Source organism: Pontibacter vulgaris (assembly GCF_022758145.1).
Taxonomy (GTDB): Bacteria; Bacteroidota; Bacteroidia; order Cytophagales; family Hymenobacteraceae; genus Pontibacter; species Pontibacter vulgaris.
On the sequence record NZ_JAJVDH010000002.1, the window covers coordinates 209,666 to 222,223 of the forward strand.

Consider the following 12,558-nt stretch of genomic DNA (forward strand, 5'->3'; position numbering starts at 1 on the left):
AAGCGGATACAACCCGCAGAATAATTATATCAAAGCATCTGCGAGACAAGTTCTTGCAGATGCTTTATACTTTAAAAACAGATGGAAATGGAAAAACTTATACTTACAGGTTTGCTGGCTATCGGAGTGCTGTTATGCACTGGTTGTAACACAAACGATAGTATAAAAAAGGCAGCAGATAAAAGTGTGCAGCAGTTTGAGCAGGCAGGCATACAGAACATGGAAAATGATGCGCTGTTTGCTGCTGAGGCAGCCAGTGCCAGTCTGCTACAGGTCGAACTTGGAGAAAAAGCCCTGGAACGCGGCACCAGCCCTGAAGTGAAAACGCTGGCGCAACGTATGGTAAACGACCACCAGCGCATACACGAAGATCTGAGGGCAATGGCTTCTGCAACAAACTTGGTATTACCGGGCACACTTGGCCAGGCGCATGAAGATTTGCTAAAAAAAGTAACAGACCAATCAGGTATAGCTTTTGACTTGGCGTATATAAAAACTGTAGCCGAACAACACCAGAACCTGCTGGACCGCTACCAGGATATGTCGGAGAACGGGACAAACATGAAGGTGAAAATGTTTGCCTCGCAGCAATTGCCGCTCCTGCGCCAGCACCAGGAAATGATCGATAAACTTCAAGAAAAAGTAGAAGGCGTGTAAAACAAAAAAGCCGCAACTATAAACTATAGCTGCGGCTTTTATACTTTATTCCTGCCCGTCTTCACGGTAGTGGCTGGTGGCCAGTTCTTCTTTCAGGAAACGGGAAGTATAGCCTTTCTTCACTTTGGCCACTTCTTCAGGAGTACCTTTCGCAACTATAGTTCCGCCCCCTTCGCCACCTTCCGGACCAATATCAATAATATGATCGGCGATCTTGATCAGGTCGAGGTTGTGCTCTATAATAAGAACCGTGTTACCCTTGTTGGTCAGCTTGTGCAGTACTTCTGATAAGTGCTCAATGTCCTGGAAGTGAAGTCCGGTTGTTGGTTCATCCAAGATGTAAAGCGTTTGCCCGGTATCTTTCTTGGATAGCTCCGTTGCCAGTTTTACACGCTGCGCCTCACCACCGGATAAAGTAGTAGCCTGTTGACCAAGTGTAATGTAGCCCAACCCAACTTCGTTCAGTGTCTGTATTTTGCGCAGGATTCGTGGCTGACTTTCAAAGAAATCCACAGCCTGCTCCACGGTCATGTCCAGCACGTCAGTTATACTTTTGCCTTTAAAGCGTACTTCCAGGGTTTCACGGTTGTAGCGCTTGCCTTTACATACTTCGCAGGGCACGTACACATCCGGCAGGAAATTCATCTCGATGGTTCGCATACCGGCCCCTTCGCACGCTTCGCAACGGCCACCTTTTACGTTAAACGAGAATCTACCTGGCGAATAACCCCTGATCTTAGCTTCCGGCAGCTGTGCAAACAAACTTCTGATGTCCGTAAACACGCCGGTATAAGTAGCTGGGTTAGAGCGCGGCGTACGCCCAATCGGTGACTGATCCACTTCAATAACCTTGTCTATCTTATCCAGCCCTTCTATTTTTTTGTAAGGCAGCGGTTCGCGCTTCGCTCTAAAGAAATGGGTATTAAGTATCGGATAAAGTGTGTCGTGAATTAACGAAGATTTACCTGAACCCGATACGCCCGTTACGCAGATCATTTTACCTAGTGGCAACTCCAGTGTTACGTTTTTCAGGTTATGGCCGGTAGCTCCGATCAGCTTTAACGTTTCGCCGTTGCCCGGGCGCTTGGTGCGTGGTACGGCAATGCCACGTCGGTTACTCAGGAAGTCGGCAGTGGTGGTGCCGGCATTCATCATTTCTTCCGGCGTGCCAGCTGTAACCACCTGTCCACCATGTATACCTGCGCCAGGTCCGATATCCACCACGTAATCAGCCTGCAGGATCATGTCCTTATCGTGCTCTACCACAATAATAGAGTTGCCCAGGTCGCGCAGGTCTTTCAGGGCATTTATCAGGCGTTCGTTGTCGCGTTGGTGCAGGCCTATACTTGGCTCATCCATGATATATAATACCCCAACCAACTGCGTGCCGATCTGTGTTGCTAATCTTATTCGCTGACTCTCGCCACCCGAAAGTGTTTTCACCGGGCGATGCAGGCTCAGGTAATCCAGACCCACATCCAGCAAAAAGCCGATACGCTTGCGGATCTCTTTCAGTAGTTCGCGGGCAATTACATTCTGGCGCTCGCTCAGGCGTTCTTCAAGCCCCTCAAACCAGGCAGCCAGTTTGTTTATATCCAGTACAGAAAGCTCACCGATGTTTTTGCCGGCAATCTTAAAGTGAAGCGATTCTTTTTTGAGTCGGTAGCCGTTACATTCCGGGCAGGTATTGGTTTGTGTAAAATCTTCTACCCAGCTGCGGATGTTATCCGAATCAGATTCCATCTGGCCTTTCAGGAAGTTGATGATCCCTTCGAACTCAACTACATAGTTGCCTTTTTTGGTATTCACTTCCAGGTCTTCTTCCAGACCATAAAGCAATACCTTCATCACATCCTCAGGCAGGTCCTTTAGTGGTGTAGAAACCGATACTTTAAAGTGCTTGAACAGTGCTTCTATCTGTTTAAAGATCCAGATGTCGCGGTACTCACCTAATGGGGCAATGCCACCGCGTCGTATGCTTAAACTCTTGTCAGGTATAACCGATTCTTCTGTAATCTCCTGTATCTCGCCAAGTCCATTACACACCGGGCAGGCACCGTAAGGGGAGTTGAAAGAGAAGGAGTTCGGAGCCGGATCGTCGTAGGCGATACCGGTGGCAGGGTCCATGAGGTGGCGCGAGAAGAAGTGTGTCTTGTCGGCATCGGCATCAAGTATAAGCACCGTGCCTTTGCCATGCGTCAGCGCATTTTGTATAGAGCTCGACAAACGGAAACGATCTTCTTCCTTCACCACGATCTTATCGATCACGATCTCGATGTCGTGGATCTTGTAGCGGTCTACCTGCATTTTAGGCGCTATCTCCAGCAGTTCACCATCTACGCGGGCACGGATAAAACCCATTTTACGGATCTGCTGGAAAAGCTCGCGATAGTGCCCTTTACGGCCTTTTACCACCGGAGCCAAGACCACAATGCGCTTACCATCGAAGTGCTCCAGGATGTGATTCACGATCTGCTCATCGCTCTGACGCACCATTTTCTCGCCAGTCACATAACTGAAAGCCTCAGCGGTACGCGCCCATAACAGACGCATAAAGTCATAGATCTCAGTGATGGTACCAACAGTAGAGCGCGGGTTGCGGCTCGTGGTTTTCTGCTCTATAGAAATTACTGGTGACAGGCCTTCAATTTTGTCTACGTTCGGTCTTTCGAGGCCACCCATAAACGAGCGGGCATAAGCCGAGAAGGTTTCCATGTAGCGGCGCTGCCCTTCGGCATAAATGGTATCGAAAGCCAGCGACGATTTGCCAGACCCACTGATGCCTGTAAATACAACCAGCTTGTAGCGCGGCAGGGTTATAGAAATGTTTTTGAGATTATGTTCGCGGGCGCCATAAACTTCAATCTGCTGCGATTCGCCGTTATGCGAGAAGGCTGCTGAAGCTACGCCGGTATCTGTAGTTTGCTTTTGTTCTAAAGCCATTCAGGATGCGTTGATTTTAAATAGCAAAGGTATAAAATTGCCAGCGCTTTACGTTAGTAAAACTCCAACCCTTCTTAACAGAAAACCGAGGCAATTGGTTTAGCATTTCATAAGTTTCCTTAAGCTATACTTCAATCGGTGTTGCCGTAGCGGGAGGCTTCTTTTTCATGAATGGCGGCGTGGTGGTGGCTGGTCTGGGTAAACTCTTCCTTCTGGCTCTTTATCAACTTTTGTTTCTGTACATACCGGTACAAACTATAAAGGGCAAGTGCAAGGCCTGTCGGCATCAGAACCAGGCCGACTATTTCCATGTAAATATGTTTGGAGAGCTTAATGGCAGCAAAGCCGCCGCCTATAATGGCAATAGAGGTGCGCAGGTATGCCATCAAAGTGCGCTCGTTTGCAAAAATAGTACGCTGTACAGCCATCTGGTCCCGGATCTCGGTATTCTTTTTCTCCTGCTGCTTCAGCTTCTTTTTCAGCTTTTTAATTTCTTCCTGTTCCGGGTCGGGTAGCATCATGGGTTAGCAAGTATGAATTGGCAAGTATAAGCTATAGTGTTTTTGCACTTGGGTTTGGTTCGGCTTTTTCCTGGGCAGCTACTTCTGCATGTATCGGGCTGGTAGGGGCATAATCTTTTGTATGATTCGAAATTCTATCCTGCTTTTTGCAATACCTGCGGTAACCAATAATGCCAATCACAATACCGATAGGTATAAACCCGGCGCCAATAATTTGATAAACCGGATCTTCGAAGAATTTAATAAAGGATAACCCTGCCAGTACAAGTGCCATGGCTGTGCGGCTATAAGCCAGAAGTGTACGCTCATTAGCCAGCTTGGTACGTTCCATGGCCAGGTTATCCCTAACCTCAATATTTTGCTTTTCCTGTACTTTCAGGTCTTTTTTTATTGCCTTACGCTCCCGGTGGCTCAGTATTGATCTCCAATTCATACTGAAATTATACGGCTGTAAGGCCTAAGAGTATACCTCTATTGCATCACCTCAAGCCAGCCTTTGTAAGTGCGGCCAGTGGTGCGATGCTCCAGCATATAATAGAACATGCCTGTAGTTGTGCCGGGTTGTGGCGCCCAATCATTTTTATAGTTACCAGTGTGGTATACTTTGTTTCCCCAACGGTTAAAAAGCGTTAGCTCCCAATCATCTTCTGTCAGGCCATGTATAAAAAAGACATCGTTCAGGCCATCGCCGTTCGGGGTAATGATGTTAGGTATGAACAAACCACCAATACACTCTTTGAACTTTACAGTGATTTCATCGGAGGCTTCGCAGTGCTGGTTATAAGCTTTTAATTTATAGGTGCCGGGTTTGGTAACTTTATACTTTGCTTCGGTGCTGCCATCCTGCCATTTATACTTGATGCTGCCCGGTAATTCTTTGCCTATTACGAGCGTGTCGCCGTAGCAGAGCGTGGTATCGTTACCCAGGAAAATAGTTGGGCGCACCAGGTAAGGAACCCATATTTCGTCGCGTACAGTGCAGCCAAACTCGTTGGTAACATCTACCCAGTATTTTCCGCTTTCCATCACCTTAAAAGTAGGAGCCGAAGAGCCGTCCTGCCACAGGTATGTAGCGTTAGGGAATGTAGCATTGAGAAGCAACGTCTCGTCGGTGCAAAGGGTGGTGTCGCGGCCCAGGTTTACTACAGGTAGTGGCAGGTGGTTTACCCGGATAGCATCGGTAGCGGTGCAGCCTTTGCTGTTGGTAAGCGTTACCCTGAATTCCCCTGCCTGGGCTACTGTTATAGTTGGTGTAGTTGCTCCTGTGTTCCATTTATAGGTCATGCCGGGTTGGGTGGCATCCAGGGTGATGGTGGTGTTGGCGCAGATGTTGTGGTCAGGGCCGAGGTTTATAACAGGCAGCGGGTTATACTTTATGCTGATCTCGTCTGTTTGTTTGCATCCGTTCTGGCTGGTGACTTCCACGCGGTAAGTGCCTGGAGCCGTAACCGTAAAAGTTGAATTGGTAGAGCCATCCTGCCACAGGTAAGTTGCTCCCTGGTTAAAGGTATTCAGTTCCAAGGTTTCGCCTTCGCATAGCTCTTTATCTGCGCCTAGGCTTACGGTTGGCAAAGTATAGTTAGATATTCTTACCTCTTCGCGTGTGGTGCATTCGGCTACCGTTACATCAACCCAGTAAGTGCCGGGAGTGGTAGTGCTTATACTTGCCGATGTGCTGCCAGTGCTCCATTTGTAGGTGGCATTTAGAGTGGTGGCATCCAGGGTTACTTCGGTGCCAGGGCAAACCCAACGGTCGGGGCCAAGATCTACTACTGGTGGTGCTGTTATTTTTATACCTATAGTATACGTTTCCTGTTTGTTGCTGATGTGACGGGTAAAGGTAACGGTGTAATCGCCGGGTGCGCTGAAGTTGTGTTTGGCACTTAATGTATTGACTATATTAGCGGCGCCGGAAGCCGGATCGCCAAAATCCCACTGCATAAACGTGGGTACGTCAAACGGCGAAGCATCAAAGGAAAAAGAGCTTGCGGTACCGAAACAGTTAATGGTATACTGTACATCGTTTGAGTAGTTAAAAAAGCTTTGAATAAAGCTGGGCAGGCCGACCTGGCTAACTCTCCCACCTAAGAAAACACCATTGTCTAACAGCCCGCAGTCAGTGCCTTTTGCATTTGGGTTCTGCACTACCGCCAGGTACTGGCTCTGCGGCTTAGCTATGTATAGTTTACCATCTGGCCCTAATTGTATGGCTGCTCCAGTATAGCGTGTGGTTGTTGCAGGTGTTAAATCGCCTATTACAGTACGGGTATCTTGTATGAGCCCGGCTGTTAAATCATACTGAACAAGTTTAAGGCCAGCCTCTATGGATACATAAAGCTTGGAGTTATCCGGAGAGAATTCTATGCCATAAGGGCTGTTCCCGGTGGTAAGTATAAGTGGGTTACTTACCACGCCAGTAGCGTTGTTAAAATCAAAGAGCTCTATTTTGTTTGAGTCCCAGTTGCCCAGGCCTAATGAAATCCCCAGTTTTTTGCCATTAGGAGAAGCTTTCATACACCCGATGGCGTTAATGCCATTGGTTTCTTTGGTATGTATTGTACCTGTTTTACTTACGACGGGAGTTGTAGCGACCCCGCTTGAAGCAACCAGATAGGCCATAATAGAATTGGTGCCATATTCATGCGTCAGCACCCAGATATCTCTTCCGTTTGCATGTAGCACTGCGGTCATTTTTTCGGTAGTAGGAGTATAGAGCGGTATGTTTTTCTCCGTTACCTCACCCAAACCATTTTGCTTTGCTATATCGATTGTGCTATACTTCAGACCATTCGGGCGGCCATTGCTATCCGTGGTAAAGAGGTAGTAAATGTTCTTCTGTTCCGGATTAGGCACAATAATGCACGACTGTGAGGAACTGGGGTGGCCCAATAAGCCCGTTCCGTTAGTCATTACCTGGTGCTGCTTGTTCCATACAGTACTACCATCTGAGTAAAAAAGCAGGTTACCGTTGTTGTCTGCAATAGAGGCTGTGCCTTCAAAAGCATTCATGGCGCTATTGGTTAAAGCAATTATAGGGGTGCCATGGTTAAAATCCAGCCCGGCCCTGTCGCCGAAGTACCAGATATTGGCATGCTTTTGCGCCTCTGCCTTCTGTGGGAGTAAGCAGCTTAAAATGAAAGTATAAAGTATAAAAGCTGCTGCTTTACTAACAGCAGAAAGCTTACCCCAAAGAGCCATATTATTTTACAAGCGATAATGATCCAATATGCTGTAAATATAGCTTTTGTGAGATGTTATAAGTATAGCAGAAGGTAAATATTTAGTGAATGAAATCCGGGCGCTTAAGAAGTATAGGTATAAAAAAGCAGGTCATTGCGGGACCTGCTTTTGAAGTATAAATACCTGAAAGTATAGTGTTTAGTGTGTGCTGTACTACACCGTTCATGTTACTTAATATTTCCCTCACAATTCAGCAGAGGTCTTTCATCTGGAGTCAGGTAGAAATTTACAACTATAGAATCTCCTATTTGGGTAATAAGTGGCTCAGTTTCTACTGCTAGATAACCAACAGCAGTAGCTGATAGCTGTAGTTTGATATCGGCTGCCTTGGTTTTTATCAGGTAACCTCCTGAATCTGCCCGTTGAGAAATACAACCATACTTTATGGTCGGGGCTACTAACATAGCCTTTTTATTCAAAGCACTTATCTTACCAACTATAACTATACTGTCTGCTATTGTCAAGGCTTTACTATTATACTTGTTAAGTATAAAGCCCCCCTTATTATATGTTGGTTGCAATGCACTTTTTGAAGTATAGCATCCACTTATTAAGAATACCATCAGGTATAAAAGAAGCCTATTCATAGAGTTTTGTTTTAGCAATCTATACTTTCGTTTTGTTAGGACTTATATTAACTGATTTGAATTCATGTCTTTTATGGTTTTTTAAACTTAATGCTTTTTAATATTTCTTCAAGAATCTTCTCAGCTGTCTCTTTATTACCTTTGTCATATTCTAGAGTTCCCACTAATATACTATCTCCGCTTTTGTTGTAACTCCTCAACAAGAAATAGCCCTTATCTCTTCCTGCGTCTTCAAAGTTAGTGATTACAATAGACTGGTTCTGAAAGTGTTTAATCGAAGAACTGTATACTTGGGGCTGTGATAAGCTAAAGAGGTCATCCATTTCCCTTTTTTGCTGCTCCAAAAAGCCAGGTGTTGGTGTGGTATAAGCGGCATTTAACTGTATTAGAAAGTTTTCTCCCTTATAAGAATCTCCTTTGGATTGCTCATGAACGATTGGAGATGTTTCCCCATTTTTTGGTTTAAGGGCAGCCAGTTTCTCTTTAGTTAGTTTTTCAGCGTTATCGGGTAGGGTTATAGTAACAATGTCATGTATTGTAACCTGCTGCTGACTGAAGCCATTAACATATAACAGCAAGCCAAATATTGTTAATATTACTATCTTTTTCATCTTAATATATTGTTGAGGTTAAACACAGGGCATATTTGTAAGCTGTCCTTGACTATCTATTTGAAGTGGTTGAAGTTATGTAGACTCTATTGGTGCTCTATATAAATTAATTGCATTCCCATACATTTTCAATAATGTGTAAGCTGTCATTTCTTTTAGGTCAGTGCGATAGAAAAAAACTCACAGTCCATATTATATCAAGCAACAAGATTACTTTAAATATACCTTTTATAAAATATTGGAAGTGCAACCGGGATATAATAATTAGCGAAAAGATAGAATTAATAAAAGCAAAAAGCCCGCTGTGGTTGCAGCGGGCTTTTGAAGTATAATGTATAGTTTCGTCTCTTAGAAGTTCGGAGACAGCAGGTATTTGCTGTAGAAATCGTCGATAACTTTAACGGCTTCTGAAGCGTCGTCTACAATGTGTACCAGGTCAAGGTCTTCCGGGCTGATGTTGCTTTCTTCTTTCAGCATCACATCCTCCACCCATTTAAATAAGCCTTCCCAGTAAGAGCGGCCTACCAGTACGATCGGGAATGCACCGATTTTCTTTGTCTGGATCAGTGTTATCGCTTCGAAAAGTTCATCCAGCGTACCAAAACCGCCTGGCATTACCACAAAGCCCTGCGCATACTTCACAAACATTACTTTGCGCACAAAGAAGTAGTCGAAGTTGATAAGCTTGTCAGAGTCGATGTAAATGTTGTTGAACTGCTCGAATGGTAAATGGATGTTAAGGCCAACCGATTTGCCACCTTCTGAGTGTGCTCCTTTATTACCGGCTTCCATAATACCCGGGCCACCACCTGTAATTACACCATAACCATGGCGCACCAGCTTGGCAGAAATTTCTTCGGCCATCAGGTAATACTTGTGTGTTGCCTTGGTGCGCGCCGAACCGAATACCGATACGCAAGGGCCTATTTTAGATAATTTCTCGAATCCTTCTACGAACTCCGACATTACCTTAAATATCTGCCAGGAGTCAGCAATCTTGATCTCGTTCCAGTCTTTGTCTACAAACGCTTTACGAATGCGAATATCCTCTTCAGAGGCAGGAGGGGCCATTACTTCGCCGGCTTCGCGTAAGTCGGTAATAGATTTTGCCTTATTTAAGTTTGCATCGGGTTTTAAAATGGTTTGCCCGCTGCCGGTGTTCATTGTTTCGTCTTGCAGCTTTGTTTTGCTTGTTTTTCTCAGCTTTGTCATAATTATTTCTTCATCTTCTGCAGGAGGCGGGCTCCTGGGTACTGCACATCTTTAAGCAGTACTAATCTACATATAAATACATACTAAAGCCTGCAGGCAAGGTGGTGAGGGGCACCATGCAAGCGGCTGTTTAATTTCTTTTTTTTTACTTGGAGCGGATAGCTGTTACGGGGTCTAAATTTGAGGCTAGCACAGCCGGGATAATTCCTGAGAGCATTCCTATCACCGCCGATACGCCAAGGCCAAGGGTAATGTTGCCTAACGAGAGCGATATTTTCATCATATCCTGCGGTATAAGCGTGAGCAAAAATACGAGTAATATACCAATTCCGCCACCTAATACGCTCAGAAACACCGACTCAAACAAGAACTGGAAAAGTATAAAATAGTTTTTAGCGCCCAAAGATTTTTGTATACCAATAATGTTGGTACGCTCCTTAACCGACACAAACATGATGTTGGCAATACCAAAGCCACCTACAAGTATGGCAAAGCCGCCTATTACCCAGCCGCCAAGCCCCACAACCTGAAAAAAGCCGCTTATAGCTTGTGTTGCCATTTCTGGGCGGTTCATGGCAAAGTTATCTTCGTCGCGGGGGCGCAGGCCGCGTACATTGCGCATTATGCCCCTTATTTCATACTCCAGCTCCAGCAAGCCTTGGTCTTCTTCGCGGCCTTTTACTGCTATAGTTGATTCTACTCCATTAGGCCCCGTATCAAACATTTTGCTGAAAGCGCCATAAGGTACAATTCCCAGCTGGTCAAAGTTAGCCATGTTAAACAAGCTCTCGCCCTGCTTCTCCAGTACCCCGATTACGTTAAACTTTTGCCCTGCTACTTTTACCTGCTGCCCGATCGGGTCCTGAGCCGGGAAGAGGGCTTCTGCCAACTCGTTGCCAATAATAATAACATTGCGGGCGGCATCAATTTCCTGGGGTACAAAATAACGGCCCTCCGATACAGGTATTTCAGCAACCTTATTATAGTTATAACTAACACCTAACAAATCGGCGCCTGAAAAACTGTTGCTGCGGTACTTAAAGGTATTGTTACCCTTGTCGGCAAAAATAGCAGTGCCGGCATCGTTGGTCAGGTTGCGCTCCAGTTGCCTGAATTCACGCATAGTTGGTTTCGGGCGTTGGAAGTACTTCCACCAAGGGTACTCGCCGCCAAAAGACCATGGCCATTTTTGTACGTAAATTACTTTGTCGCCAATAAAGCTCATACTATCGCGCACATTGCGCTCCAGGGAGTCAACCAATGTAAACACCGATATAATAGCAAAAATACCTATAGTAACGCCTAACAGCGATAATATGGTGCGGAGCAGGTTTGATTTCAGGGCCTGCCAAGCAAATCGGAAGCTTTCAATAATCAGGCGCAGGTAGATCATAGTTGGGTCAAGTGCGAAGTAATTTTTCTAAAAGTAATAATATTTCGGCCAAACTGAGTAAATTTGCCCCTTGTTTTTTGTTATAGAACAAAGCCGGCTGTTACAAACCTTAATAAACGGCAGAACCTTATTTTTTAAAGCAATATACATAAATACACGCGTTTTAATACCGTAATATTAAACATATGAAGTTATCAGAATTTAAATTTGAATTGCCACCTGAGTTGATGGCTACACACCCGGCTGCAAACCGTGATGAGTCGCGCATGATGGTATTGCACCGTAGCACCGGCCAGATTGAGCACCGCATTTTCAAAGACATACTGGAGTATTTTGATGATGGCGATGTAATGGTGGTAAATGATACCAAAGTTTTCCCGGCACGCCTTTACGGTAACAAAGAAAAAACCGGTGCCAAAATAGAGGTGTTCCTGCTGCGTGAGCTTAACAAGGATATTCACCTTTGGGATGTGCTGGTAGACCCTGCCCGTAAGATCCGTGTAGGTAACAAGTTATACTTTGGCGAAAGCGACCTGGTAGCCGAAGTAATTGACAACACAACTTCCCGTGGCCGTACAATTAAATTCCTGTTTGATGGCCCGGACGAGGAGTTTTATAAAACGATAAACGACCTGGGCGAAACGCCACTGCCAAAGTATATTAAGCGCGAGGCCGAGCCAGAAGATAAAGACCGTTACCAGACAGTGTATGCCAAGAATGTTGGTGCAGTAGCGGCTCCAACTGCTGGTTTGCACTTTACCAGAGAAGTACTGAAGCGCCTTGAAATTAAAGGTGTGGATGTAGCGCCTATAACGCTGCACGTAGGTTTGGGCACTTTCCGCCCGGTTGATGTGGAAGACCTGACCAAGCATAAAATGGACTCAGAGAACTTTAGCGTTCCTGCAGATACAGCTGAGATGGTGAACAAGGCGCTGGATAACAAGAAGCGTGTTTGTGCTATCGGTACTACTACTATGCGAGCCCTGGAGTCATCGGTATCGGCTAACAACCGCCTGAAGCCGAACGAAGGCTGGACAGACCGTTTCATTTTCCCTCCGTACGATTTCAAAATTGCGAACGCGTTGGTTACAAACTTCCACATGCCGGAATCTACCTTACTGATGATGACGGCTGCCTTTGGTGGTTATGAACTGGTAATGAAAGCTTACGAAGAGGCTGTAAAAGAGAAGTACCGTTTCTTTAGCTACGGCGATGTAATGCTGATTCTGTAAGTTATACTTACCAAGACAAAACAAAATGCCCCGGCCACTCAGGTCGGGGCTTTTTTATGATAAGGTTATGGATTTATACTTTGCTACTGGCTTAAACCGATGTACTAAAGTATAAAGCCGCAGAATTACCCATCTTCTGATTTTGGCAGTAAAAGAATATAC

10 protein-coding genes are annotated in these 12,558 nt (G+C 45.4%); 2 read left to right on the forward strand and 8 right to left on the reverse strand.

All coding sequences use genetic code 11. The features are described 5' to 3' along the window. Window positions 1-87: 87 nt before the first annotated feature. Window positions 88-657 carry a DUF4142 domain-containing protein gene (locus LWP20_RS01870; RefSeq protein ID WP_242926415.1) on the forward strand — a complete coding sequence of 190 codons (570 nt, stop codon included), beginning with the start codon at window positions 88-90 and terminating at the stop codon, window positions 655-657. A gap of 45 nt (window positions 658-702) precedes the next feature. Here the strand turns inward: LWP20_RS01870 and uvrA are convergent, their stop codons facing one another. The 8 genes from uvrA to LWP20_RS01910 form a co-directional block, all read right to left on the reverse strand. Then, window positions 703-3,600: an excinuclease ABC subunit UvrA gene (uvrA, locus tag LWP20_RS01875; RefSeq protein ID WP_242926416.1), complete on the reverse strand. Its 2,898-nt coding sequence runs from the start codon at window positions 3,598-3,600 to the stop codon at window positions 703-705. A 131-nt stretch (window positions 3,601-3,731) separates the two neighbouring features. Further along, window positions 3,732-4,121, reverse strand: coding sequence for a YidH family protein (locus LWP20_RS01880; protein WP_242926417.1), 390 nt, complete (start codon window positions 4,119-4,121; stop codon window positions 3,732-3,734). Window positions 4,122-4,152: 31 nt separating this feature from the next. Continuing rightward, the gene (locus LWP20_RS01885; protein WP_242926418.1) at window positions 4,153-4,554 is read right to left on the reverse strand and encodes a DUF202 domain-containing protein; all 402 of its coding nucleotides are present in this window, start codon (window positions 4,552-4,554) and stop codon (window positions 4,153-4,155) included. A 38-nt stretch (window positions 4,555-4,592) separates the two neighbouring features. Beyond that, window positions 4,593-7,319, reverse strand: coding sequence for a T9SS type B sorting domain-containing protein (locus tag LWP20_RS01890; RefSeq protein WP_242926419.1), 2,727 nt, complete (start codon window positions 7,317-7,319; stop codon window positions 4,593-4,595). A 209-nt stretch (window positions 7,320-7,528) separates the two neighbouring features. After that, window positions 7,529-7,825: a hypothetical protein gene (locus LWP20_RS01895; RefSeq protein WP_242926420.1), complete on the reverse strand. Its 297-nt coding sequence runs from the start codon at window positions 7,823-7,825 to the stop codon at window positions 7,529-7,531. 194 nt (window positions 7,826-8,019) lie between these two features. Continuing rightward, window positions 8,020-8,559: a hypothetical protein gene (locus LWP20_RS01900; protein ID WP_242926421.1), complete on the reverse strand. Its 540-nt coding sequence runs from the start codon at window positions 8,557-8,559 to the stop codon at window positions 8,020-8,022. A 348-nt stretch (window positions 8,560-8,907) separates the two neighbouring features. Further along, a complete protein-coding gene (locus LWP20_RS01905) occupies window positions 8,908-9,630 on the reverse strand; it encodes an LOG family protein (protein ID WP_437179400.1) in 723 nt (240 codons plus the stop codon). A gap of 286 nt (window positions 9,631-9,916) precedes the next feature. Beyond that, the gene (locus tag LWP20_RS01910; RefSeq protein ID WP_242926422.1) at window positions 9,917-11,164 is read right to left on the reverse strand and encodes an ABC transporter permease; all 1,248 of its coding nucleotides are present in this window, start codon (window positions 11,162-11,164) and stop codon (window positions 9,917-9,919) included. Window positions 11,165-11,349: 185 nt separating this feature from the next. Between LWP20_RS01910 and queA the strand changes: the two genes are divergently transcribed. Beyond that, window positions 11,350-12,396 carry a tRNA preQ1(34) S-adenosylmethionine ribosyltransferase-isomerase QueA gene (queA, locus tag LWP20_RS01915; RefSeq protein WP_242926423.1) on the forward strand — a complete coding sequence of 349 codons (1,047 nt, stop codon included), beginning with the start codon at window positions 11,350-11,352 and terminating at the stop codon, window positions 12,394-12,396. Window positions 12,397-12,558 lie beyond the last annotated feature (162 nt).